We start from the raw sequence: 24,707 nt of genomic DNA, 5'->3' as shown, positions 1-24,707 counted from the left end.
CGTGCCCGCGCCGGGCCACGGCCGGGTGGCGGTCGTGGTCAACCCGGTCTCGCGCGGTGCGGGGCGGGCCGTGGCCGCGCTGCACCGGGCCTGCGCCGGAGCGGGGGCCGGCACGCCGCAGGTGCTGTCCACGACGGTGGCCGACCCAGGGGGGGCGCAGGCGCTGGAGGCCCGGCGACGGGGGGCGGGCAGGATCGTGGTCGTGGGCGGCGACGGGACCGTCCGCCACGTGGCCGGTGCCCTCGCGGAACTCACCGGCCCGGCGGACGACGCGCCCGGGACCGCTCCGGTGGAGCTGGGCGTCGTGCCGGTGGGCACCGCCAACCTGTTCGCCCGCAGCGCCCTGCTGCCCCTGCGCGACGTGGACGCCGCGGCGCGCCGCGCGGTCGAGGCGGCGGCCCGCCCGACGGACCTGGGCCGGGCGGTGCTCACCGCCGCCGACGGTCGGGCGCGGACCGAGCCCTTCCTCGTGGTGGCGGGGGTGGGGCACGACGCCGCGACGCTGGCTGCGGTGCGACCGGCGCACAAGCAGCGGCTGCGCTGGCTGGCCTACTTCGCCCCCGGTCTGGGGCGGCTGGGCCGGCCCGGCCACGCGCTGGGGCTCACCCTGGACGACGCGCCGGTGGCGGCCGAGGAGCTGTGGAGCCTGCTCGCGGTCAACGCGGCCCGGCTCCCGGCCGGCGCACGCGTGGTGCCCGGGGCGCACCTGGACGACGGGCGGCTGCACGTGGTCCTCGTCTCGCCCCGGCATCTCGGGGACTGGGTCCGGATCGCGGCGACCGGCCTGGGCCGGGTCGGCGCGGACGACCACCCGGCGCTGCGCTACCGCAGCGGCTGCACGCTGCGGGTCGTCTCGCCCGAGCCGGTGCTGGCCCAGGTCGACGGGGACGTCGTGCCCGATATCGTGGGCGCCGAGCTCACCGTGCGGCCGGCCGCCCTCCGGGTCGCCCGCTGAGCGCACCCGCCCGACGACGGAACGAGGACCCATGGACCCCCGCGCGCTGCAGATCGTCAGCCTCACCGGTGGCTGGCGGACCGGTTCCGACGCCGAGGCCCAGGTGCTGCAGATCCTGCGGGACGTGCCGGAGGGGGAGCTGGACGCGGTGCTGTCCCCGCTGGACCTGGACCAGGTGGTCGGCGACATCGACGACCACGTCTGGGGGCCGGACCACCGCACCGAGCTGCTCGAGCTCGTCCTGGGCCGCCGTCGTTCCGAGCTGTCCCTGCAGACGGTCGCCGAGCTGGTCGCTGCGCTGCACCGCGGCCCCACGCCCCGGCTGCACCAGGAGACGATCGTGGAGGTCCTCACCTCCTACGCGGGCGCCGACTTCCACGACCTGAAGTACCGGCTCAACGCCCAGGGCGACCACCACGACCTGGAGCACCTCGTCTTCGACGACGTCGAGGAGGACCTGCGCAAGCGGCTGCTGGCGCACGTCGCCGCGCAGGCGGGCGTGGACGCGACGTCGGACCTGCGGGTCCTGTGCGACATCGACGACACGGTGACGTGCGCGATCCACGACGACCGCTACCCGCGCGGGACGATCTACCCCGGGGTGGTGGCCCTGCTGCACGCGCTGGACGACGGGGCCGCCGAGGAGCCCAACCGGGCGGGTGACCTCACCTTCGTCACCGCCCGGCCCGGAGGGCCGCGCGGCCTGGTCGAGCAGTACACGCGCGACCACCTCTCGCACCTGGGCCTGCCGCCGCACACCGTGCTGGGAGGCTCCTTCCTCAACCTGCACACCAAGGCCGCGATCGCCGAGCGCAAGATCCAGAACATGGAGCGCGACCGGCTCCTCTTCCCCGAGTGCCGCATGGTGTTCATCGGCGACAGCGGCCAGGCCGACGGCGACGTCGGGGCGCAGATGCACGAGCGCGACCCGGGACACATCGTGGGCACGCTGCTGCACAACGTCACCGACCTTGACGAGGCCGACCGCCGGTCGTGGGCCGACCGGGGCGTGCACGTCTTCGACACCTACGCCGGTGCCGCGGCGCACGCGGTGCGGCTGGGGCTCATCCGGGCGGACCAGGCGCAGGACGTCGTCGAGGCCGTCCGCACGGGGCTGTCCGCGGTCGACCTGACGGAGCAGCAGCGGGCGCGCCTGGAGAGCGACCTCGCCGCCGACGTGGCCGAGCTCGCGGACCTGACCACGGCGTAGACCGCCTGGCCGGGTGGACTCCGGCCTCGGTGCGGGGCACAGTGGGGCACGGCATCCCCGGACCGTCCGGGGGCCGAAGGAGGACACCGCATGGCACTCACCAGCACGGCATCGACCACCTGGACCGGCACCCTCACGGAGGGGTCGGGGAGCACCAGCCTGGACAGCTCCGGCCAGGGCACCTTCGACGTCAGCTGGCGCGCCCGGGCGGAGGAGCACGGGGGCACCACCAACCCCGAGGAGCTCATCGCCGCCGCCCACGCGTCCTGCTACTCGATGGCCTTCTCCAACGCCCTGGACAAGAACGGCACGCCCCCCACCCGGATCGAGACCACCGCCGAGGTCACCTTCGACCCGACGGGCCCGGCCATCTCCAGGGTCCACCTGCGGGTCACGGCCCAGGTCGAGGGCCTGGAGGACGCCGACTTCCAGGAGATCGCCGAGGCCGCCAAGACCGGGTGCCCGGTGTCCAAGGCCCTGACCGGCACCGACATCACGCTCACCGCCCAGCTGTCCTGACGCGGCCCCCGGAGGTGGATCAGGCCCTGACGATCTCGGCCTGGTCCGCCTCGGGGATCTCGTCCTCCAGGCGCGTGGAGACGACCTTGGCCAGCACCGCGACGACGACCAGGCCGAGGGCCACCGCGAGCAGCCCCAGCCAGGTGCTGAGGGTGATGGCGAAGACCACGTAGCCCAGCAGGGCCACGAGCGCACCGACGATCGCGTAGGGCAGCTGCGTGGTGACGTGGGTGATGACGTTGCACCCGGCCCCCGTGCTCGACAGGATCGTGGTGTCGCTGATGGGGGAGCAGTGGTCGCCCCACACCGCGCCGGCGAGCACGGCGCCGAAGGCCGGCAGCAGCAGCTCGGGCCCGCCCTCGACCGTGTTCATGATCTGGCCGGCGATGGGCAGCAGGATCCCGAACGAGCCCCAGGAGGTGCCGGTCGAGAAGGCCATGGCCCCGGCCAGGACGAACATCACCGGGATCAGCCAGGACGGCGGCAGCGCGGTCTGCTCGACGAGGTTGCCCAGGTACTCCCCGGTGCCCAGCTCGGAGATCAGCGAGCCGAGCATCCACGCCAGCAGCAGGATGTAGACGGCCGGCAGCATCGACTTCACGCCCTCCCACAGCCCCTTGCCCAGCGTCGCCGTGGAGAAGCGCGGGTTGGAGGTGGTGTAGCGCAGGTAGTAGTACAGCGCCGTGGCCAGCCCCAGGATCCCGCCGTAGAGCAGCGCGTCGGTCACCGCGGTGTTGGCCAGCACGTCCAGCACGGCCCAGCTGCCACCGGCCCGGTAGCCCGTCCACACGATGCCGCCGAGGACGCCGGCGACCAGGACGAGGAAGGGGATGACCAGCGCCCTCTTGGCACCCGGCTCGTGCACCGGCAGGTCCTCGGCCAGCTCCCCGGGCACCTCCTCGGAGGCGTCGAAGGTGCGCCCCTCGGCGATGGCCCGCCGCTCCTCGCGCCGCATCGGCCCCAGGTCCAGCTGCAGGACCACGACGACCCACACGAGCAGGACGGCGGCGATGGCGTAGTAGTTCATCGCCGCGGCACCGAGGAAGGCCTCGACGTCGCTGACCGCCAGCGCCGAGCCGGCCACGATCGGGGCCATGATCCCGATGATGCTGGCCCCCCAGCTCGAGAACGGCGCCAGCACCGCCACCGGCGCCGACGTGGAGTCGATGATGTAGGCCAGCTTGGCGCGGGCCACGTGCATCCGGTCGGTCACCGGACGGGCGACCTGCCCCACCGCCAGCGCGTTGAAGTAGTCGTCGATGAAGATGACGATGCCCAGGACCGCCGGCAGGACGGTCGCGCCCCGGCGGGTGCCGATCCGCTCCAGCGCCCAGTCGGCGAAGGCGGTGCTGCCGCCGGCCATCATGATGAGGGCCGCGATCATCCCCAGGAGCAGGGTGAACACGAGGATGTAGACGTAGTAGGTGTTCACCGCCCCCTCCGCCCAGAAGATCCCGGCGAAGGCCTCCCACACCAGGCGCAGGGTCGGCAGGGGGGAGAGGTCGGCGACCAGCAGGGCGCTGGCCAGCACGCCCGCCCCGAGGCTGAGGAGCACCTTCTTGGTGGTGATGACGAGGACGATCGCCAGCAGGGGCGGCAGGATCGTCAGGACGGGCAGGTTCTCGGTCATGGCCGGCGCCTTCCAGGTCGTCGGGGCGTGCGGGTCACAGTAGCGGCCCGGGACCTTCCTGGACAGGGTCCGCGCGGGACCGTGGCAGGGTGGTCCCGTGCCGATGGACACCCAGACCGTGCTGACCCTCCTCCAGGACGTCGCCGCGGAGGTGATCGACCCCCGCTTCCGGGCCCTGGCCGACGGCGACGTCACGAGCAAGACCCACCCCGGTGACCTGGTGACGGTCGCCGACCGGGAGGCCGAGGTGATCCTCGCCCGCGAGCTGCGGGCGGCATACCCGGACGCGATGGTGCTGGGGGAGGAGGCCTACGCCGAGGACGCCACCCTGCTGGAGCAGTTCCGCGCCGCCGGGCACGCCTTCACCGTCGACCCGGTGGACGGCACCCGCAACTTCGTCCACGGCTCGCCCGACCACGCGGTCATGGTCGCCGAGGTCCGCTCCGGCACCGCGGTGCGCGCCTGGATCTGGCAGCCCCAGCACCGCCGGGCCTACGTCGCCGAGCGCGGCCAGGGACTGTGGTGCGACGGCCGCCGCGTGCAGCGTGCCGCCCCCGCGACGGAGCCGGCGGCCTGGCGGGTGCGCGCCTCCTCGCCCCGGCTCGTGGGCACGCACGTGGGGCCGTCCGGCCCGCTGGAGCTGACCTGGATCAGCTGCGGGATCGACTACCCGCACCTGGCCGAGGGCGACTGCGACGCGCTGGTCTACCGGGGCACGATGCCCTGGGACCACGTGCCGGGCTCGCTGATGCTCGAGGAGGTCGGCGGCGCGGTGCTCACCACCGACGGGGAGCGCTACTCACCGGCCGGGCGGCCCCGCGGGCTCGTCGCCGCCGCCACCCCGCAGGTGGCTGCCGGACTGGTCGCCTCCCTCTGAGCCCGGGGCCGGGTCCGTCCCGCGACGGGCCCCCGGCACGTGCCGGGTGGTGTCGTGCACCGCGGCCCGCAGCGCCAGCTCGCGGGCGAGCGTGGTGACCTGCTGCTCCATCTGCCGCATCCGCCGGTAGGAGGAGGCCACGTAGCCCAGGAAGACCACGGTCAGCCCGTAGAGCAGCAGGTCGGCGCCCCGGCCCACGCCGAGGAACTGGGCGACCTGGGTGAGCAGCCGCGGGAAGAGCACCGCGGCCGCGGCCAGCAGGACGAAGCCGACGAGCAGGAGCCGGCGCACCGCCTGGTGGCGTGAGTCGGCGGTCGAGGCGTTGAGCATGAGGGTGATCACGACGACGGCCACGAGCAGGACCGCCTTGATGAGCGGCTGGTCCAACGGTTGGTCAAGCACGGGGCGACCTCACTTCAGCAGGGTGTCGACGAGGATGTTCACCGAGTTGATCAGCGACTGGCCCTTGCGGCGGCTGTAGTCGGTGTAGAGCACGTGCACCGGGTGCTCGGCCCACGGCAGCCCGGTCCGGCCCAGCTGCAGGACGATCTCGGTCGCGTGGGCCATCCGGTTCTGCCGCAGGTCCAGGGCGGTCGCGGCGTCCCGGCGCAGCACCCGCAGCCCGTTGTGCGCGTCCGTCAGCCGCATCCCGGTCTGCTGGTTGGTCAGCCACACCGCCCCCTTGAGGACGAGCTTCTTCAGCAGCCCGGGCCGGGTGCGGCCGTCGAGGAAGCGGGAGCCGAAGACGATCCCCAGGTCCTCCTCCTTGGCGCGCCCGACCATGTCGGCGGCGTCCTCCACCCGGTGCTGGCCGTCGGCGTCGAAGGTGACGAGGTATGCCGCGTCCGTCGCCTCGAGCACGTACCGCATCCCCGTCTGCAGGGCCGCGCCCTGCCCCAGGTTGACCGGGTGGCGGACCACGACCGCCCCCGCCTCGCGGGCCCGCTCCGCCGAGGCGTCGCCGGAGGCGTCGTCCACGCAGACGACGTGCGGAAAGACCTCTCGGGCCTCGCTGACGACCTGCCCGACGACGCTCGCCTCGTTGAACAGGGGGATCACCAGCCAGGCGTCCTCGTGCCGGGGCGATAGGGTCATACCCGTCATTGTCCCGCACGCCGGTGCGGGACGCCCGAGGACGTCCAGTGGCAAGGAGAGCAGTGGGGACGCGCATCGTGGACAGCGCCGACGTCTCGCCCGAGGCGACGATCGGCGACGGCAGCTCGGTCTGGCACCTCGCGCAGGTGCGCGAGGGCGCGGTCCTGGGCCGGGGCTGCGTGATCGGTCGGGGCGCCTACGTCGGGACGGGGGTGCGCCTGGGGGACCACTGCAAGGTGCAGAACTACGCCCTCGTCTACGAGCCGGCCGAGCTGGCCGAGGGCGTCTTCGTGGGGCCGGCGGCGGTGCTGACCAACGACACCTTCCCCCGGGCCATCAACCCGGACGGTTCGCTCAAGAGCGCGGACGACTGGGAGGCGGTGGGCGTGACGATCGGGCGCGGTGCCTCGATCGGGGCCCGCGCCGTGTGCGTGGCCCCGGTGACCGTCGGGGAGTGGGCCACCGTGGCGGCCGGTGCGGTGGTGACCCGCGACGTCCCCGCGCACGCGCTCGTCGTGGGCGTCCCGGCCCGGCAGGTCGGCTGGGTGGGCACCGCCGGCCACCCCCTGCAGGAGAGCGGCACGCCCGGCCTGTGGCGCTGCCCCGCCACCGACGACACCTACCGCGAGCAGGACGGACGGCTCGTCCGCGAGGCGGCTGCCGAGCCCGACTCCGGTCCCCGGGCGGCCCCGGCCGCGCCCCCGTCCACCCCGAGCACCCCGTCCCCCACCGAGGAGAACGACGATGTCTGACCTGCCCATGATCCCTGCGGCGAAGCCGTTGATCGGTGAGGAGGAGCGGGCTGCGGTGGACCGGGTGATGCGCTCGGGGATGGTGGCACAGGGGCCGGAGGTGGCCGCGTTCGAGGCCGAGTTCGCGGACGTGCTGGTGGGTGGGCGCACCTGCGTGGCGGTGAACTCGGGGACCTCAGGGTTGCACCTGGGGCTGCTGGCGGCGGGGATCGGGGCCGGGGACGAGGTGATCGTGCCCTCGTTCACGTTCGCCGCGACGGCCAACGCGGTCGCGCTGACGGGGGCCAGGCCGGTGTTCGCCGACATCAGTGCGGACACGTTCAACCTGGACCCGGCCAGCGTCGCGGACGCGGTCAGCGAGGCGACGGCGGCGGTGATGCCGGTGCACCTGTACGGGCACCCGGCGGAGATGGACGGCCTGGCACAGGTGGCGGCCGAGCACGGGCTGCAGCTGTTCGAGGACGCCGCGCAGGCGCACGGGGCGACCTACCACGGTTCGCCGGTGGGGTCCTTCGGGGTGTTCGGGATGTTCTCGTTGTACCCGACGAAGAACATGACCTCCGGGGAGGGCGGGATGGTCTCCTGCGCGGACGAGGAGATCGCCCGGGGGGTGCGGCTGCTGCGCAACCAGGGGATGGAGAAGCAGTACGCCAACGAGGTGGTGGGGCTGAACAACCGGATGACCGACATCCACGCGGCGATCGGGCGGGTGCAGCTGACGAAGGTGGCGGGGTGGACGGCGCAGCGGCAGGCGAACGCGGCCTGGCTGGACCAGGCATTGTCGGGGGTGGTGGTGGTGCCGCCGGTGCGCGAGGGGTGCACGCACGTGTACCACCAGTACACGGTGCGCATCGCCGGTGCCACGGGGCCGGAGCGGGACCGGGTGGTGCAGGCGCTGCGGGAGGAGCACCGGGTGGGGTGCGGGGTGTACTACCCCACGCCGAACCACGAGCTGGTCTCCTTGTCGCGGTTCGCGCCGCCGTGGGAGCTGCCGGTCACGGCGCGGGCGGCGGCGGAGGTCATCTCCTTGCCGGTGCACCCGTCGTTGTCGACCGGTGACCTGGAGCGGATCGCCGCGGCGGTGCACGCTGTCGTGGGGGCGGGTTCGTGATGGCCGCCGTGCAGGAGGGTCGCACGGTCCGGATGGGGCTGATCGGGCTGGGGTCGATGGGCCGGCACCACGCGCGGGTGATCCGTGAGGTGGAGGGGATGGACCTGGTCGCGGTGGCCGACCCGCAGGGGGACAGGCACGGGGTGGCCGGGCCGCTGGAGGTGCTGGCCGACGTGGAGGCGCTGATCGCTGCGGGGATCGACGCGGCGATGGTGGCGGTGCCGACCTACCTGCACGAGGAGGTCGCGCTGGCGCTGTGCGAGGCCGGGGTGCACACGATGGTGGAGAAGCCGATCGCGGCGTCGGCGGAGTCGGGGCGGCGGGTCGCGGAGGCGTTCGAGGCGGCCGGGCTGGTGGGTGCGGTGGGCTACGTGGAGCGGTGCAACCCGGCGCTGCTGCAGATGCGGCGGCGGATCGAGGCCGGTGAGCTGGGGGAGGTGTTCCAGATCACGACCTCGCGGCAGGGGCCCTTCCCGGCGCGGATCGCCGACGTGGGGGTGGTCAAGGACCTGGCCACGCACGACATCGACCTGACCGCCTGGATCGCCCGCTCGCCCTACGCGGTGGTCTCGGGGCAGGTGACCCACCGCTCGGGGCGTGAGCACGAGGACATGGTCGTGGCCACCGGCCGGCTGGCCAACGGGGTGATCGTCTCGCACACGGTGAACTGGCTCTCGCCGATGAAGATCCGCCAGACGGTGGCCACCGGGACCAAGGGGGCGTTCATCGCCAACACCCTCTCCGGGGACCTCACGTTCGTGGCCAACGGGGACGTGCGCAGCGAGTGGGCCCGCTCGACCGCGTTCCGGGGCGTGTCCGAGGGCGACTCGGTGCGCTACGCCATCGCCCGGCGCGAGCCGCTGCGGGTGGAGCAGGAGAACTTCCGCGACGCCCTCTGGGGCCGCCCCTCCGAGGCCGTCTCGATGGCCCAGGGCGTGCACACCCTGCAGGTCGTCGAGGCCATCCTCGCCTCCGCCGCCACCGGGGAGACCGTCCACCTGTGACCCGTCGTCCGCGGGTGCTGCTGGCCTCCCGGATCTTCGTCCCCGAGGCGGCCGCCGCCACCTTCCGGCTGCGGGCGCTCGTCTCGGCCGTGGCGCAGCGGGCGGACGTGCAGGTGCTGACGACCGAGCCGCCGCCCGCACTGCGGTCCGGGGGCAGGGACGGGGAGCCCGACGACGGCGACGACCGCGACGCCACCGGCGACGGCCTTCCGCCCGGGGTGCGGGTGCGGCGCTGGCCCGCCCTGCGCGACGCGTCCGGGTACGTGCGCGGCTACCTGCCCTACCTCTCCTTCGACCTGCCGCTGGCCCTGCGGCTCCTCGCCGCCGGCCGTCCCGACGTCGTCGTGGTCGAACCGCCCCCGACGACGGGCGCGGTCGTGCGCGTCGTGCTCGCGCTCCGGGGCCTGCGCGGCGGCCGGACCCCCTACGTCTACTACGCCGCCGACGTCTGGTCGGACGCGACGGCGTCCATGGGCGCGCCGGCCCCGGTGGTGACGCTCATGCGGGCGGTGGAGAGGTTCGCGCTGCGCGGCGCCCGGGACGTCGTCGCCGTCTCCGAGGGCGTCGCCGAGCGGGTCCGTCCGCTGGCGGGACTGGAGGTCCCGGTGACCGTGGTGCCCAACGGGATCGACACCGCGGTGTTCACCCCCGAGGGTCCGGTGCACCCCGAGGCGCCGGGGACGCCATACCTGGTGTATGCCGGGACCGCCTCGGAGTGGCAGGGCGCGGAGGTCTTCGCCGAGGCGATGCCGCGCGTGCTCGCCGAGGTGCCCACCGCCCGCCTCGTGTTTCTCGGCCAGGGCTCCAGCTGGCCGCGCCTGGAGCGGCTGCGGGACGCGCTCCCCCCGGGGGCGGTCGAGCTGCGCCCGCTGGTGCCGCCGGAGGAGGCCGCCGCCTGGCAGCGCGGCGCCGCCGCGGCCCTGGTGAGCGTGCGCCCGGGAATCGGCTACGACTTCGCCTACCCGACCAAGGTCCTGGCCGCCCTGGCCTGCGGCACCACGGTCGTGCACGCCGGCCCGGGCCCGGCGGGGGAGGACCTGCGCCGACACGACCTGGGGGAGTCGGTGGACCACGACGTCGGGCAGGTGGCGGCGGCGATGGTCCGTGTGCTGCACGACGGGGACGAGCGGTCCGGCGCCGGGCGGACCGCGGAGGAGGGGGCGCGCCGGCGGGTGGCGTGGGTGCGCGAGCACCGCAGCCTCGCCGCGACGGGGCGGGCGGCCGCCGAGGTCGTGCTGCCCGCCGGGGGCTGACCCGAGGCGCGGCGGTCGGTACCGTGACGGGGAAGGAGGTCGGTATGGCGCAGCGTGGCGCGGGAGACGGAGCACCGTGGGGGAGGGCCGGAGAGCGGCCGGGCGCCCCAAGGGCCGAGGACCAGCTGGCCGACCAGGGCGTCCGGCGGCGGCCACCCCCGGGGGACACCGCCCGCGCGGTGTCCGGCTGGGTGGACCAGCAGATCCAGCAGGCGCAGCGGCAGGGGGCCTTCGACGACCTTCCGGGGGCGGGCCGCCGGCTGCCGGACGTGGACGTGCGCACCGACCCCGACTGGTGGGTGCGCAGCCTCGTCGAGCGGGAGAAGCTCGACCTGTCCGCGGCCCTGCCGGGTGTTCTGCAGCTGCGTCGCGAGAAGGCCACCTTTCCGGAGTCGTTGCTGGGGCTGCCCGACGAGACGGCGGTCCGGGCCCGGCTCGAGGACTTCAACGAGCGGGTCCTGGCCGACCGTCGCCGCCCGCACGTGGGGCCGCACCCGCCGCCCGTCGTGGGTCGGGTCGACGTCGAGGCGGTGGTCGGGCGCTGGCGCGAGCTGGTCGCGCAGCAGGCGTCCACGGCTCCCACGGCTCCCACGGTCCCGAGTGCTTCGACGACCTCCTCGTACCCGGTGCCGGAGCCGCCGGACGATCTCAGCCGGGCCCGTCGTCGCTGGTGGCGCCGAGCACGTCGCTGAGCACCTGCGCCGCCCGGCGCCCGTCGTGGTGCCGCCGCGCCCAGGCCGGGCCCCGACCGGCCAGGTCCTGCGCGTGCGCACGGTCCCGGAGCAGCTCGCGCAGGACCTGGGCCAGGGTCCCCGCGTCGGCCTCGAGCACGGGCACCTCGGCTCCTGTCCCGTCCTCGTCCCGCAGCCGCTCGCGCACCGCGGCGGCGAGGTGGGCCACGACCACCCGTCCCGCGGCGAGCGCCTCGGCCGCCAGCACGCCCGGGTTGCCCAGCACGACCTGGTCGACGACCACGTCGGCGTCCGCGAGCAGGGCCGCCATCCGCGCGTGCGGCACGCCGCTGAGCCGGCGGTAGTCCACCAGGCCCTCGTCCTGCAGGTGGCCGAGCACCTCCTCGATCACGGCGGTGCCCTTCAGCAGGGGGTTGGACGGGGCGTGCAGCACGACCGGGCGGTCGCGCTCCAGCGGCCGCACCCCCGCCTCCGCGGCCGCCGCCACGAGGCGGTCGACGTCGACGACGACGGGCAGCAGCCGGGCCCCCGGTGCCGCGTCGAGCAGGTCGGGCGTGGACACCAGGACCGGCAGCCCGCTGCGGGCGACCAGGTCGCGGGTGCGCTCGACACCGCGCTGGAGGCGCTCCCACCGTTCGTCCCACGGCCCGCGGAACGGGGAGGAGGGGTAGGCCGCCGCGTGCGCGTGCAGGTCGCGCAGCTCCGAGCCGTGGAGGAGCAGCGCGGTCCAGATCCCGGCGGCCTGCAGGTCGGGCAGGTCGTCCAGGACGGTGCCGTCGAAGACGTTCCCCAGCACCGGGCGTCCGCTCTCGGCGAGGACGCCCGTCGCCCCGGGGACGCCCCGGCCCAGCACGCGCGCCCGGTGGGCCTCCAGACCGCGCAGCTGGACCTGGCGGGAGAGGTGCACGTCGGTCGCGTACCCGAAGGCGCCCGCCCCGGCGGCGATCCGCTCGACGGAGAGGCTGAGGGCCTGGGCGCCGGCGTGCTGCCGGGCGGCGCGGGCCCAGGCCTCGGCCTGCCCCGCCGTGTTGAGGGGTCCAAGGAGCCACCGGTGATGTGGCCCCGCGGAGGAGAACCAGGGCTGCCGACGCACCTGGGCCTGCGCCCGGGCGCGGAGCAGCGTCTCGGGCAGCGAGCGCACCGGGTCGGGCAGGCCCCGGTAGGCCTGGTAGACCACCTTGCGGACACCCGTGAGCGGAGGCATGGCTCCCAACCTAGGTCAACTACGCTGGGGCGACCTGCCACCGGACCGGGAAGGAGCCACCGTGCTTGCCCTGTGGCGCACCGTGCGCGACCTGCTCCTCGTCCTGCCGGCCGGGACCCGTCGGTTCATCATCACCTTCGCCGCCCTGCAGTCGCTGCTGGCGACCCTGGACGTGGCCGCGATCGGCCTGCTGGCCCTGGTGCTGGCCCCCATGCTCACCGGTGCGACGCTGACCGTCCCGGTGATCGGGCTGGAGATCTCCACCCCCGAGCAGTTCCGGACCATCCTCATCATGGTCGGCTCACTCATCATCGCCAAGTCGGTCCTCGCGGTCGCCCTGCAGTGGTGGGCCACCCGGCGGTTCGCCCGGTTCGAGCAGGACCTCGGGGCCCGGCTGCTGGAGTCGACCTTCGCCGCACCGTGGACCGAGCGGCTGCAGCGCAACTCCACCGACCTGGTGCGTTCCACCGACGTCGGCGTCGCCTCGACGATATCGGGGGTGCTCATCCCGTTCTGCCAGCTCTCGGGCGAGCTGTTCACCTTCCTGGCCGTGCTCGTCGTCCTCGTGGCGTTCGAGCCGCTGCTGGCCGGGGCCACGATCGTCTACTTCTTCGTGGTCGGCTACCTGCTCTACACGGTGGTGCTGCGCAGGGCCGTGCAGGCCGGGCAGGACAACCGCAACGCCTCGACCCGGGCCGTGCGCCTGGTCAGCGAGATGGTCCACTCGCTCAAGGAGATCACCCTGCGGGACAAGCAGGACGAGGTCGCCCAGGTGGTGCTCGAGGTGCGGACCAAGGCCTCCTCGGCCCGCGCGGACCAGGTCTTCCTCGGGGCGATCCCCCGCTACGTCCTGGAGGCTGCCCTCATCGGGGGACTGGGCATCGGGGCGGCGATCGGCTACCTGCAGGGCGGGGCCTCCGGGGCGCTCGCCGCGATCGCCCTCTTCGGCGTCGCCGGCTTCCGGATCGTGCCCAGCCTCACCCGCTTCCAGACGATCATGGCCCAGACCGGGGCCAACATCCCGTTCGCCCGACAGGTGCTCACCGAGATCGAGCGGGGGTCCCGGCACGTCCAGGAGCGGCGCACGGTGGGGACCCGGCCGGTCCCCGAGGACGCCCGCAGCCTGGTCCTGGAGGGGGTGACCTTCTCCTACCCCGGCGCGGACGTCCCGGCGGTCAGGAACATCTCCCTGGAGCTGCCGTTCGGCCGCACCCTGGCCCTGGTGGGCGCCTCCGGGTCGGGCAAGTCGACCCTGGTCGACATCCTGCTGGGCCTGATGCCGCCGGATGAGGGCGAGATCCGGGTCGGGACGCTCCCGCTGGGGGAGGTGCTGCACGACTGGCGCCGGCGGGTGGGCTACGTGCCCCAGGACGTGGCGCTCTTCGACGCCTCCGTGGCCCGCAACGTGGCGCTGAGCTGGCGGGACGAGGAGATCGACGACGAGCGGGTGCGCCGGGCCCTGGCCCGGGCCCAGCTGCTGGACGTCATCGAGTCGCGTCCCGGCGGCATCCACGGTCCTGTGGGGGAGCGCGGGCTGGCGCTGTCCGGCGGTCAGCGTCAGCGCCTGGGCGTGGCCCGGGCGCTGTACACCGACCCGCTCGTGCTCGTCATGGACGAGGCCACCTCGGCGCTGGACACCAGCACCGAGGCCGCGGTGACCACGGCCATCCGCGACCTGGCCGGCGAGGTCAGCGTCGTGGTCGTGGCCCACCGCCTGGCCACGATCCAGCACAGCGACCAGGTGTGCTTCCTGCGCGACGGCGAGCTCGTGGCGAGGGGGACCTTCGACGAGGTGGTGGCGGCCGAGCCCGACTTCGCCGTGCAGGCCGCCCTCGCCGGCCTGGGCGACCCGGCCGCCCGGCAGGCGCTGCTCGAGGGGCGGGCGGATGGCTGAACGGCCGGGCCCCTCGACGTCCCGGCTGCCGCTGGTCGACGGGCGTCCGGCCAGGGTGGTCAGCCTGGTCTACAACGACGCCAGCACCGACTCCCGCGTGCAGAAGACCGCGGCCACCCTGCGGGCCGCCGGTGCCGAGGCCGTCGTCGTGGCCATCTCGCGGGAGGTCGTGGGCCACCTGCCGGGACGGGGCACCGTCGGGGACGGCGTGCCGGTCCACCGCGTCCACGACCTGGACCTGACCCGGCTGCTGCCGCGCACCACGCGGGCGTGGCGCCGGCTGCGGGGCCGCAACCCCGACGGAAGCCCCCGGTCCGCAGCCGCGCCGCCACCCTCCGTCGCCGCCGTGCAGCCTGCCGCGGCCGTGGGACCCTCCACCCCCGGCGAGGCACCGCCGCCACCCCCGGTCCCCGACCCCCCACCCGCAGTCTCCCCACCCCTCGACCCCGCCACCGCAACGTCGTCCTCGCCCGTGCGGGCCGTCGCCGGCGACCTGTGGATGCGCTTCTACCAGACCGTCCGGCTCGGGCACTGGTGGTACGGCGTCGTGCGGGCCAGCCGGGAGCTGCGTCCCGACGTCGTCCACGCCAACGACGCGAACACGCTCGTCCCGGCCCTGCTCACGACGGTGGGCACCCCGGGGCTGGTCGTCTACGACTCCCACGAGCTGTGGCGCCGCCGCAACACCCGGCAGGACCGCTGGCTGGCCCCTGCGGTCGACGCCGTGGTCGAGACCGTGGGTGCCCGCCTCGCCGCCGGTGTCATCACCGTCTCGCCCTCGATCGCCGCGTGGCTGCAGCGGCACTACCGGCTGGCCGACACCCCCACCCTGGTGCGCAACGTCCCCACCGCCCGGCCCACCCCCTCGCCGGAGGAGGGGCGGCTGCGCGAGCTGGCCGGGCTGGGGCCGGCGGACCGCGTGGTCTCCTACACCGGCAGCATCACGACCGGCCGCGGCCTGGAGGAGACCGTCGAGGCCCTCGCCCTGCTCGAGGAGGACGTCCACCTCGTGCTGCTGGGCTACGGGGCGCCGCAGTACGTCACCCGCCTGCTGCGGCAGGCTCGCGCCGCTGGTGTCGCCCACCGGATGCACCTGGTCGGCTCGGTGCCCTCGGCGCAGGTGCCGCAGACGCTCGCCGACGCCGACGTCGCGGTCGTCTACGTCCGTCCGATCTGCCTGAGCTACCTCTACTCCCTGCCCAACAAGCTGTTCGAGTCGATCCACGCGGGGCTGCCCATCGTCGCCGCCGACCTGCCGGACACCGCCGAGGTCGTGCGGCGCCACGGCGTCGGCGAGGTCTTCGACGCCCGCACCCCGGCCGACCTCGCCGCCGCGATCCGCGCGGTGCTGGCCGACCCCGGCCACTACCGCCGCGCGGCGGTCACGGCAGCCCGCGAGCTCACCTGGGAGCACGAGGCCGAGCGGATGATCGCCCTCTACGCCCGCGTGCTGAGCGCCCGGTCCGGCGGATGAGACCCGACCCGCGGCCGCGCCTGCTCGTGCTGGCGTTCAGCCCGCTGCGCTCCGACGCCCGGGTGCTGCGCCAGGTGCGGCTCTTCTCGGAGCGCTACGCCGTCACCACCCTCGGTCACGGCGAGGCTCCGGACGGGGTGGTGGAGCACCTGCGCCTGCCCGACGACGTGGTCGCCTGGCACAAGGACCGCCGGCTGCTGGCGGCGCGGCGGTACGAGACCGCCTACCGCACCGCTCCCGTCGTGCGGGCGGCCGAGGAGCTCCTCGCCGGCCGGCGCGGGCGGTTCGAGGTCGTCCTCGCCAACGACGCCGACACGCTGCCGCTGGCGCTCGACCTGGCCCCGGCGGGCGGGGTGCACCTGGACCTGCACGAGTACGCCTCCCGGCAGAGCGAGGAGTCCTGGCGCTGGCGGTTGTTCGTGGCGCCCTACTACCGGTGGCTCCTGCGCACCTACGGCCACGAGGCCGACTCGGTCAGCACGGTAGGCCGGTGGCTGGCCCGGGAGTACCGCCGCGAGTTCGGGCTCGTCGCCGGTGTCGTCCCCAACGCCGCCCCGTGGGCCGACCGGGCACCCACGCCCGTCGGCTCGCCCCTGCGGCTGGTCCACTCGGGCCTGGCCCGGCGCGGGCGGAGCCTGCACGTCATGCTCGACGCCGTGCGCGCCACCCGCCGGGAGGTCAGCCTTGACCTCTACCTGATGCCCAACGACCCGGCCTACCTGGCCGAGCTGCGCGAGGCGGCCCGCGACCTGCCGCAGGTCCGCTTCCACGACCCGGTGCCGCCGGACGCGCTGGGGGAGGCCCTCGCCGGCGCCGACCTGGGGGTCTTCGTCCTGCCGCCGGTCAACTTCAACTACCGGTTCACCCTGCCGAACAAGTTCTTCGACTTCGTCCAGGCCCGGCTCGGGATCGTCGTGGGACCCAGCCCGGAGATGGCCGACCTGGTCCGTTCCCACCACCTGGGGGTGGTGCTGGAGGACTTCGAGGGGTCGTCGCTGGCGCGGGCGCTGGACGCCCTCACCGACGAGCAGGTCGGTGCGTTCAAGGCCGCGGCGCACGCCGCCGCACGGGAGCTCTCCGCCGAGGAGCAGGTGCGCGGATGGATCCGCGCGGTCGACACGCTCGCGGCGCGGGTCAACGGCTGAGGCCCGCACGGCAGGGACCGCGACGGCAGAGTTCCCGACCGCGGAGTCCCCGACGGCAGAGACCCCGGGGGTATGCCGTCGGCCGGCTCAGCGGCTCCCGGTCCCCGTGAGCGCGTCCAGGACGGCCGCGGCGGCCCGACCGTCGCCGTAGGGGGTGGCGTCGGTGGGGGCCGGCGCCGGCCGGGAGGCGGCCGCGGCCACGGCGGGGCCGGGCTCGACCAGGACGTTCCAGCTCAGCTGGACGGTCTCGACCCACTCGGTCTCGGTGCGCACGGTCGTGCAGGGAGTGCGCAGCACGAAGGCCTCCTTCTGCAGGCCGCCGGAGTCGGTGACCACCCCGCGGGCCTGGTCGACGGCGCCCACGAGCGCGGGGTAGGGCAGCGGGTCGTGCACGGTGAGCGACCCCCCGGACAGATCCAGGCCCTGTTCGGCGGCGCGAGCCCGCAGCCGCGGGTGGGCCAGCAGCACGACCGGGTGGTCGACCTGCTGCAGCGCCTGCACGACCGCGGCCAGACGCGCCGGGTCGTCGGTGTTCTCGGCCCGGTGGACCGTGGCCACCGAGAAGCCCCCGGGCTCCACGCCGAGGCGCTCCAGGACCGCGTCGGTGTCGGTCAGCTCGGCGCGCACGCGGTGGAGCACGTCGACCATCACGTCGCCGACCAGCACCGACCGCCCGGCCAGGCCCTCGGTCGCCAGGTGGTCCATGGCCACCTGCGTCGGAGCCAGGCACAGGTCGGCGGCATGGTCGGTCAGCACCCTGTTGTGCTCCTCGGGCATACGCCGGTTGAAGCTGCGCAGCCCGGCCTCCAGGTGGGCCACCGGCACGTGCAGCTTCACCGCCGACAGGGCTCCGGCCAGGGTGGAGTTGGTGTCGCCGTAGACCAGCACCCGGTCGGGGCGGTGCTCGGCCAGCACGCCGTCCATCGCCGCCAGGATCGCCCCGGTCTGGACCCCGTGCGTGCCCGACCCCACCCCCAGGTGCACGTCCGGGTCGGGGATCCCCAGGTCGGTGAAGAAGACGTCGGAGAGCATGGGGTCGTAGTGCTGCCCGGTGTGCACGATGACGTGCTCGACCCCGCGGGTCCCGCACTCCGCCGCCACCGGGGCGAGCTTGACGAACTGCGGACGGGCACCCACCACGGAGAGGATCTTCACGGGGTCAGCCTAGGTGCCCGGGTAGGTTGGGGCCGTGCGCGTGCTCGTGGTGACGACCTGGTTCCCCACCCCCTCGTCGCCCGGCACCGGCGTTTTCGTCGCCCGGGACGTCGCTGCGCTGGCCGCCCGCCACGACGTCCGCGTGCTCCACCTCGTGGCGCCCCGTCTCGCCCCGCCGTCCCTCGCCCCGCCGTCCCTCGCCCCACCGTCCCTCACCCCGCCGTCCCTCACCCCGCCGTCCGACGTCCTGCCGGACGTGCCGGTCGAACGCCTGGTCATGGACCCGCGCCGCCCGGACCACGTGCTGCGCGCAGCCCGGCGGGTGCGACGGGCCGCCGCCTCCGCCGACCTGGTGCACACGATGGCGGTGTCCGCGCTCCTGCCGATGACCGGCTGGCGCCCCGCGGTGCCGTGGGTGCACACCGAGCACTGGTCGGGCCTGGCCGCTCCGGAGACGCTGGGCCCCGCCCTGCGGGGAGCCCGTCGGGTCGTGGGCCGCCTGCTCGCCCGCCCCGACGTCGTGGCGGTCGTGGGGGAGGAGCTGGCCGCGCAGGTCCGCCGGCTGCGGACCGGCCCGGTCGCGGTCGTGCCCAACATCGTGACAGGGCCCCCGACCCTCGTGCCGCGCCGGCTGCCCGCCCAGGACCTGGTCGACCGCGACCGGTTCGAGCTGGTGGCCGTCGGCGGCCTCATCGACCGCAAGGACCCGCTCACCGCCGTCGCCACCGTGGGCGAGCTGCGGCGCCGGGGCGTGGACGCCCGGCTCACCTGGGTCGGCGAGGGCCCGTTGCGGGCGGCGGTCGAGGAGGCTGCCCGCGCGGCAGCGGTGCCGCTGGTGCTTCCCGGCGCGGTCCCGCCCGGGCAGGTGCAGGCGACCGTCGCCGCCGCCGACCTCTTCCTGCTGCCCACGAGGGCCGAGACGTTCTGCGTCGCGGCCGCCGAGGCGCTGGCCGCGGGGCGGCCGGTCGTCGTCGGCGACAGCGGCGGGCCGAGGGCCTTCGTGCGACCGCCGGCGGGGGCGCTGGTCGAGCCAGGTGCGCCCCCGACCGTCTGGGCCGACGCCGTCGAGCGGGTATGGGGTGCCTGCGCCACCACGCCGGCCGAGGAGATCGCCGACCTCGTGGTCCGGAGCTACGGTGCCGACCGCCACGTCGACGGCGTCGACGAGGTCTACGCCACGGCGGCCGACGCCCGACGGGGGCACGGTGACCACGGCCCGGCCCCGCAGGACGACGGACCTCTGGTCGACCTCGTCGTGGCGACCCACTCACCGGCCCGGCAGACGGGTCGGGCGGTCGCCTCCGCCCTCGCCGACGAGGTCGACGACGCCCTCGCCGACGACGTCGGCGACGTCGGCGACGGTGGCGGCGGGGTGCGCGTGAGCGTGGTGTGCCACGAGGTCGACGTCGCCGACGTCCGCGCCACCCTGCCCGCCGGGGTCCGCGACGACCCCCGGGTGCGCCTGCTCGAGCTGCGCGACGGCATACCCAGCCCCAGCGGCCCGTTCAACGCCGGGCTGGACGCCGCCACCGCCCCGTGGGTCGCGATCCTGGGTTCGGACGACACGCTGGCGCCGGGGGCGGTGCGCGGATGGCTCTCGGCGGCCGCGGGGCTGGACCCCGAGGACCCGGTCGTCGTCGTGGCACCGCTGGAGCTGTCCGGCCGGGTCGTGCCCACCCCGCCGGTCCGACCGGGCCGGCGGGACCGGCTGGACCTGGTCCGGGACCGGCTGAGCTACCGCTCCGCCCCGCTGGGGCTGATCTCCCGCGGAGCCCTGCGGCTGCCCGGCGCACGCCTGCTCGAGGGGGCGCAGGTCGGGGGCGACGTGCCGATGGTCACCGCGCTGTGGTCGCAGGCGCGGGTCGTCCTCGCGGCGGGGGCCCCGCCCTACCGCGTCCACGAGGACGCGGCGGACCGGGTCACCTACGACCCGCGGCCCGTGCGCGAGCAGCTGCGCAGCGTGGACGTCCTGTGGGACCTGCCGTGGGTGCGGGACCTGCCGCCCCGGGCCCGGCGCGCCGTCGGCACGAAGGTGCTGCGGATCCACGTCTTCGGTGCCCTGCCCACGCGGCCCGACCCGGCCTGGTGGTCACCGGACGAGCGGGTCGAGCTGGCCCGCGCCGCCCGACGCGTGCTGCAGGAGGCGCCCGGGTGCGCCGACCCGCTGAGCCTGGCCGACCACGACCTGCTCGGGGCCGTGCTGGACCCCGCCGTGCCCGCGGAGCGGCTGCTCGCCCTGGCCGAGGCCCGGCGGCGGCACGGCCGGCCGCGCACCCTGCTGCCGTCGTCGTGGCGCCACGCGCTCCACCGGGAGGCGCCGCTGCGGTTCATGGCCGCCTCGCTCGTGGCCCGCCGCCGCTGAGGGATCCGCGTCAGGCCGGGACGTGCTCGGCCAGCCACCGCACCAGGTCCTCCACGACCTCGTCCCGGTTGGTCTCGTTGAGCACCTCGTGCCGGGCGCCGGGCCACACCCGCGTCGTGACGTCGCGCACCCCGCCCCGTCGCAGCAGGTCGGCGACCTCGGCCACCGCCGCCGCCCCGCCGACCGGGTCGACCTCGCCGGAGACGACGTGGACCGGCAGGTCGGCCGGGACCCGTGCCGCCACCGACGGCTCGTTGACCCAGAGCAGGCCGGTGAGCAGGTCCCGGTAGAACCCGGCGGTGCCGTGTCCGCCGGAGAGAGCGTCGGCGACGTAGGCGTCCACCTGCGCCTCGTCGCGCGACAGCCAGTCGAAGTCGGTGCGGGTCGGCCGGAACGGCCGGTTGTTCGGGCCGAGGACGAGCGACTCCATCATCCGGCTGCGCGCCCGCGGGCCGCGCAGCCGCACCTCCAGCCCCGCCAGGGCCAGGCCGACCCGGCCCAGCGGGCCCGGGTGGCCCGCGGTGCCGGAGAGGACCAGCCCGGCGAGCCGGTCGCCGTACCGGGCCGCGTAGGCGCGCGCCAGGAAGGAGCCCATCGAGTGGCCGAGCAGCACGACCGGCGTGCCCGGGTGCTCGGCCCGCACGTGGTCGGTGAGGGCGAGCAGGTCGTCGACGACGGCCGCGAACCCGCCCTCGTCGCCCAGGTGGGTCAGGGACCCCGGGCCGTCGCCGGACAGGCCGTGCCCGCGGTGGTCGGCGCCGTACACGGCATACCCCTCCGCCGCCAGGCGCCGCCCGAGGTGGTCGTAGCGTCCCACGTGCTCGACCATCCCGTGGGCCAGCTGCACCACCGCCCGCGGCCGCCCCTGCGGCAACCAGCACCGCACCTGGAGCGCGGTGCCGTCGCCGGTGGTGAGGGGAAAGGTGGTCGGGACGCTCTGCTCGGTCACGTCGTCAGGGTATGCCGAGCCCGCCCCCGTATCCTGGGCGGGCACGCAGACCCCTCCAGGACGGACGCCACCCATGAAGATCGCTGTTGTCGCCCTCGGCAAGATCGGCCTGCCGCTGGCGGTGCAGTTCGCCGACGCCGACCCCTCGCACGAGGTGGTGGGCGTGGACGTGGACCAGCGGGTGGTGGACATGGTCAACCAGGGCACCGAGCCGTTCCCGGGGGAGGACCACCTGGCCGAGAAGCTGGCGCAGCTGGTCGCGGCGGGGCGGTTGCGCGCCACGACCGACTACGCCGACGCGATCCCCGGCGCCGACGCCGTCGTCCTGGTCGTGCCGCTGTTCGTGGACGAGGCCACCGGCGCGCCGGACTTCGGCTGGATGGACGGTGCCACCGCCTCCCTGGCCCAGCACCTGACCCCCGGGACGCTGGTGTCCTACGAGACCACCCTGCCGGTGGGCACCACCCGCACCCGGTGGAAGCCGATGATCGAGCAGATCTCGGGCCTGAGGGAGGGTGCCGAGGACGGGAGCGGATTCCACCTCGTGTTCTCCCCCGAGCGGGTGCTGACCGGGCGGGTCTTCGCCGACCTGCGCCGCTACCCCAAGCTCGTCGGCGGACTCACCGAGGCCGGCACCGCCGCCGCGGCCGACTTCTACGAGTCCGTGCTCTCCTTCGACGAGCGGGACGACCTGCCCCGCCCCAACGGGGTCTGGGACATGGGCAGCGCCGAGGCCGCCGAGATGGCCAAGCTGGCCGAGACCACCTACCGCGACGTCAACATCGGCCTGGCCAACCAGTTCGCCCGCTTCGCCGACACCGCCGGCATCGACGTGCACAAGGTCATCGAGGCCTGCAACTCCCAGCCCTACTCCCACATCCACCAGCCCGGCATCGCCGTCGGCGGACACTGCATCCCGGTCTACCCCCGGCTCTACCTGTCCACCGACCCCGACGCCACCGTCGTCTCCACCGCCCGCGCCGCCAACGCCGCCATGCCCGAGTACGCCGTCGCCCGCGCCGAGCAGCTCCTCGGGTCCCTGGAGGGCCTGCGGGTCGTCGTGCTCGGCGCCGCCTACCGCGGCAGGGTCAAGGAGACCGCCTTCTCCGGCGTCTTCGCCACCGTGGACGCGCTGCGCGCCCGCGGGGCCAAGGTGCTCGTGCACGACCCGATGTACACCGACGACGAGCTCACCGGCTACGGATGGGACCCCTACCACCTCAGCGAGGACGTCGACGTCGCGATCGTCCAGGCCGACCACCCCGAGTACGCCACCCTCTCGCCAGAGGACCTGCCCGGCCTGCGCCTGCTCCTGGACGGCCGCCGCGTCACCGACCCCGCCCGCTTTCCCGGCATCCCCCGCCTCACCATCGGCGGGGGTGAACCGGCCACCCCATGAGCTGGTCGGAGGCCGCGCCCGGCATCCTCGGGCTCGCCCTGCTGTGGGTGCTGCCGGGGTATGCCGTGCTCCGCCTCCTCGGGGCCCGCGGGCTGATCGCGCTGGGGGCCGGGGCGGCGGTCACGACCGGGGTCTCCGGCACGCTGGCCGTCGCCTACGCCCTCGTCGGCGTGCCGTGGTCGCTGACCACGATGCTCCTGGGCCTGGCGGCCGCCGTGCTGCTCGCGGGCGTGCTCGGCCGCGCGCTGGGCACCACGACCGACCCCGTCGGGGTGACGGTGGCGGGGGAGCGGCGCCTGCGCACCGTCGACCGGGCCTGGCTCGGGCTGACCTGGGCGCTGGGCGGGGGCGTCCTGGCGGCGGCGATGATGCGGGGGATGGGCCGGGCCGACCAGCCGCCGCAGGCCTGGGACGCCGTCTTCCACCTCAACGCGCTGTGGTTCGTCCGGGACACCGGCAACGCCAGCTCGCTGGGCGGGCTGTCCCCCATGTACGCCGGCAACGCCGCCCCGTTCTACCCGGCCACCTGGCACGGCCTGGTGGCCGTCGCGCCCGGCTTCGACCGGGTCACCGAGGCCGCCAACAGCTCCTCCCTCGTCCTCGGGTCGGTGATCTGGGTGGCAGGCCTCGTGGCCCTGGCCCGGGTCGTCTTCCCCGCCCGCGCCCTGCCGGCGGTGCTCGTGCCGGTGCTCGCCGCCTCCTGGGTCGCCTTCCCCGACATCGCGGTCTCCATGCTCGCCGTCTGGCCGTTCGCCCTGTCGGTGGCCTGCCTGCCCGGGACGCTGGCCCTGCTCATCGCCACGCTCCGCGGCGTCCTGTCCTGGCAGATGCACCTCGCGCTGGCGGTCGGGCTGGGCTGGGCGGTGGTCGGCGTCGTCCTGGCGCACCCCTCGGGCATCTTCTCCCTGCTGCTGCTGGGGCTGCCGCTGCTCTCCGTCCTGCTGGCCCGCCAGCTGCGCCGGACCGCCCGTCGCGGGCGCCCCACGCTCGCCTGGACGCTGATGGCCGCCTGGGTGGTCCTCGTCGCCGGCGTGCTGACCTTCCTGGTCACCTTCCCCCCGGTGCGCTCGATCATGGACTACCAGCGCGGCGGGCAGGACTCCTACCTGCCCGGCACCGGGTCCCTGCTCATCGACCACCCGCTCATCTACGTCTACAAGATCACCTCGGTGAACGTCGTCGGGACGCTCCTGGTGGCCACCGGGGCCGCGCTGACGGTCCGCCGGACGCACGCGCGCTGGCTGGTCGCCGCGCTCCTGGCCGCGGCCGTGGTCACCCTGCTGGCCGCCGGTCCTCCCGAGCAGCCGCTGCGGGTCCTCGCCGGGTTCTGGTACACCCAGGCCTCCCGGGTCAACCAGCTGCTCCTCGTCCCCGCGGTGGTCCTGGCCGCGGGGGGTGGGTCGTGGCTGGCCCGCCGGGCCGCCGAGCAGCTGCGGGTGCCGGTCGCCGCTCCCGCCGCGCTCCTCGTCGTCGCCGTGGTGCTGCTCACCTCGGGACTGCGGTGGACCACGCACGTGCAGGTGATGGCGTCCACGTACACCGCATACCCCATCGCCTGGGGCACCATCCTGGAGCCGGAGGAGATCGCGATGGTCGACCGGGCCGCGCAGACCCTGCCGGAGGACGCGGTGGTCCTCGGCGAGGCGGTGGCCGGCTCGCCCTACCTGCTGCACCGGTCCGACGTGCAGGTGGTCTTCCCCCAGCTCAGCCCGGTCCCCGGCTCGCCGGAGCGCGACGTGCTGGAACAGCGCTTCGACGAGTGGCGCACCGACCCCTCCGTCTGCGAGGCGGTCCGCGCGCTGGGCGTGACCCACGTCTACGCGGACTCGCTCACCTTCGAGGACGAGCTCAACGCGAAGTGGGAGGAGACCACCCCGGGGCTGCGGAACATCGAGCCGGGGGGGCAGGGGTGGCGCCAGGTCGACGAGGGCGGGCACGCCTCGCTGTGGGAGTTCACCGGCTGCGACCGGTGACGGGGCGGGGCGGGGCGGGACGGGCGGCGGGGAAGCCTGTCGACCTGGTGGTCG

The 24,707-nt window shown here is 75.1% G+C and carries 21 protein-coding genes; 15 read left to right on the top strand and 6 right to left on the bottom strand.

Annotated features, from left to right (window positions below; translation table 11 throughout):
• The first annotated feature begins 1 nt into the window (after position 1).
• The 3 genes from ACWHYA_RS14360 to ACWHYA_RS14350 all read left to right on the top strand — a co-directional run bounded on the left by ACWHYA_RS14360 (position 2) and on the right by ACWHYA_RS14350 (position 2,684).
• A complete protein-coding gene (locus ACWHYA_RS14360; protein WP_425942739.1) occupies positions 2-955 on the top strand; it encodes a diacylglycerol/lipid kinase family protein in 954 nt (317 codons plus the stop codon).
• A 31-nt stretch (positions 956-986) separates the two neighbouring features.
• On the top strand, positions 987-2,165 hold the full coding sequence (locus tag ACWHYA_RS14355; protein WP_425942738.1) for a phosphatase domain-containing protein: 1,179 nt from the start codon (positions 987-989) through the stop codon (positions 2,163-2,165).
• A 90-nt stretch (positions 2,166-2,255) separates the two neighbouring features.
• Positions 2,256-2,684 (top strand): OsmC family protein, encoded by a 429-nt coding sequence (locus ACWHYA_RS14350; protein ID WP_425942737.1) that lies wholly within the window; start codon positions 2,256-2,258, stop codon positions 2,682-2,684.
• A 19-nt stretch (positions 2,685-2,703) separates the two neighbouring features.
• On the opposite strand, the gene ACWHYA_RS14345 is transcribed toward ACWHYA_RS14350, so the two are convergent.
• Positions 2,704-4,314, bottom strand: a complete 1,611-nt coding sequence (locus ACWHYA_RS14345) for a Na+/H+ antiporter NhaC family protein (protein ID WP_425942736.1) — start codon at positions 4,312-4,314, stop codon at positions 2,704-2,706.
• Between the two features lie 103 nt (positions 4,315-4,417).
• Between ACWHYA_RS14345 and ACWHYA_RS14340 the strand changes: the two genes are divergently transcribed.
• Positions 4,418-5,191 (top strand): inositol monophosphatase family protein, encoded by a 774-nt coding sequence (locus ACWHYA_RS14340; protein ID WP_425942853.1) that lies wholly within the window; start codon positions 4,418-4,420, stop codon positions 5,189-5,191.
• On the opposite strand, the gene ACWHYA_RS14335 is transcribed toward ACWHYA_RS14340, so the two are convergent.
• Positions 5,114-5,593, bottom strand: a complete 480-nt coding sequence (locus ACWHYA_RS14335; protein ID WP_425942735.1) for a DUF2304 domain-containing protein — start codon at positions 5,591-5,593, stop codon at positions 5,114-5,116. The genes ACWHYA_RS14340 and ACWHYA_RS14335 overlap by 78 nt on opposite strands.
• A 9-nt stretch (positions 5,594-5,602) precedes the next feature.
• Positions 5,603-6,286: a glycosyltransferase family 2 protein gene (locus ACWHYA_RS14330; protein ID WP_425942734.1), complete on the bottom strand. Its 684-nt coding sequence runs from the start codon at positions 6,284-6,286 to the stop codon at positions 5,603-5,605.
• Positions 6,287-6,348: 62 nt separating this feature from the next.
• On the opposite strand from ACWHYA_RS14330, the gene ACWHYA_RS14325 reads away from it, so the two are divergent.
• The 5 genes from ACWHYA_RS14325 to ACWHYA_RS14305 are packed head-to-tail and all read left to right on the top strand — an operon-like array spanning position 6,349 to position 11,098.
• A complete protein-coding gene (locus tag ACWHYA_RS14325; protein WP_425942733.1) occupies positions 6,349-7,038 on the top strand; it encodes an acyltransferase in 690 nt (229 codons plus the stop codon).
• Complete coding sequence (locus ACWHYA_RS14320; protein ID WP_425942732.1) at positions 7,031-8,149, top strand: DegT/DnrJ/EryC1/StrS family aminotransferase; 1,119 nt, start codon at positions 7,031-7,033, stop codon at positions 8,147-8,149. Before ACWHYA_RS14325 ends, ACWHYA_RS14320 begins: the two co-directional genes overlap by 8 nt.
• The gene (locus tag ACWHYA_RS14315) at positions 8,149-9,153 is read left to right on the top strand and encodes a Gfo/Idh/MocA family protein (protein ID WP_425942731.1); all 1,005 of its coding nucleotides are present in this window, start codon (positions 8,149-8,151) and stop codon (positions 9,151-9,153) included. The genes ACWHYA_RS14320 and ACWHYA_RS14315 overlap by 1 nt, the downstream gene beginning before the upstream one ends.
• On the top strand, positions 9,150-10,406 hold the full coding sequence (locus tag ACWHYA_RS14310; protein WP_425942730.1) for a glycosyltransferase: 1,257 nt from the start codon (positions 9,150-9,152) through the stop codon (positions 10,404-10,406). Before ACWHYA_RS14315 ends, ACWHYA_RS14310 begins: the two co-directional genes overlap by 4 nt.
• A gap of 44 nt (positions 10,407-10,450) precedes the next feature.
• Positions 10,451-11,098 carry a DnaJ family domain-containing protein gene (locus ACWHYA_RS14305; protein ID WP_425942729.1) on the top strand — a complete coding sequence of 216 codons (648 nt, stop codon included), beginning with the start codon at positions 10,451-10,453 and terminating at the stop codon, positions 11,096-11,098.
• On the opposite strand, the gene ACWHYA_RS14300 is transcribed toward ACWHYA_RS14305, so the two are convergent.
• Positions 11,055-12,302 carry a hypothetical protein gene (locus ACWHYA_RS14300; RefSeq protein ID WP_425942728.1) on the bottom strand — a complete coding sequence of 416 codons (1,248 nt, stop codon included), beginning with the start codon at positions 12,300-12,302 and terminating at the stop codon, positions 11,055-11,057. The two genes, ACWHYA_RS14305 and ACWHYA_RS14300, sit on opposite strands and share 44 nt — an antisense overlap.
• A gap of 61 nt (positions 12,303-12,363) precedes the next feature.
• Between ACWHYA_RS14300 and ACWHYA_RS14295 the strand changes: the two genes are divergently transcribed.
• Genes ACWHYA_RS14295 through ACWHYA_RS14285 form a run of 3 tightly spaced genes read left to right on the top strand, consistent with a single transcriptional unit; the run spans position 12,364 to position 16,815 of the window.
• Positions 12,364-14,196, top strand: a complete 1,833-nt coding sequence (locus ACWHYA_RS14295; protein WP_431473773.1) for an ABC transporter ATP-binding protein — start codon at positions 12,364-12,366, stop codon at positions 14,194-14,196.
• Complete coding sequence (locus tag ACWHYA_RS14290) at positions 14,189-15,670, top strand: glycosyltransferase (protein WP_425942726.1); 1,482 nt, start codon at positions 14,189-14,191, stop codon at positions 15,668-15,670. Before ACWHYA_RS14295 ends, ACWHYA_RS14290 begins: the two co-directional genes overlap by 8 nt.
• Complete coding sequence (locus tag ACWHYA_RS14285) at positions 15,667-16,815, top strand: glycosyltransferase (protein WP_425942725.1); 1,149 nt, start codon at positions 15,667-15,669, stop codon at positions 16,813-16,815. Before ACWHYA_RS14290 ends, ACWHYA_RS14285 begins: the two co-directional genes overlap by 4 nt.
• Positions 16,816-16,902: 87 nt before the next feature.
• On the opposite strand, the gene wecB is transcribed toward ACWHYA_RS14285, so the two are convergent.
• Positions 16,903-17,970: a non-hydrolyzing UDP-N-acetylglucosamine 2-epimerase gene (gene wecB / locus ACWHYA_RS14280; protein ID WP_425942724.1), complete on the bottom strand. Its 1,068-nt coding sequence runs from the start codon at positions 17,968-17,970 to the stop codon at positions 16,903-16,905.
• Positions 17,971-18,004: 34 nt separating this feature from the next.
• Between wecB and ACWHYA_RS14275 the strand changes: the two genes are divergently transcribed.
• Positions 18,005-20,332, top strand: a complete 2,328-nt coding sequence (locus ACWHYA_RS14275) for a glycosyltransferase (protein WP_425942723.1) — start codon at positions 18,005-18,007, stop codon at positions 20,330-20,332.
• Positions 20,333-20,342: 10 nt separating this feature from the next.
• On the opposite strand, the gene ACWHYA_RS14270 is transcribed toward ACWHYA_RS14275, so the two are convergent.
• Positions 20,343-21,281 carry an alpha/beta hydrolase gene (locus tag ACWHYA_RS14270; RefSeq protein ID WP_425942722.1) on the bottom strand — a complete coding sequence of 313 codons (939 nt, stop codon included), beginning with the start codon at positions 21,279-21,281 and terminating at the stop codon, positions 20,343-20,345.
• 73 nt (positions 21,282-21,354) lie between these two features.
• Between ACWHYA_RS14270 and ACWHYA_RS14265 the strand changes: the two genes are divergently transcribed.
• On the top strand, positions 21,355-22,680 hold the full coding sequence (locus ACWHYA_RS14265) for a nucleotide sugar dehydrogenase (RefSeq protein ID WP_425942721.1): 1,326 nt from the start codon (positions 21,355-21,357) through the stop codon (positions 22,678-22,680).
• Positions 22,677-24,653, top strand: coding sequence for a DUF6541 family protein (locus ACWHYA_RS14260; RefSeq protein WP_425942720.1), 1,977 nt, complete (start codon positions 22,677-22,679; stop codon positions 24,651-24,653). Before ACWHYA_RS14265 ends, ACWHYA_RS14260 begins: the two co-directional genes overlap by 4 nt.
• The last annotated feature ends 54 nt before the right edge of the window (positions 24,654-24,707 follow it).

Source organism: Ornithinimicrobium carbonis (assembly GCF_977012275.1).
This window is presented reverse-complemented; position numbering and strand designations above follow the sequence as displayed.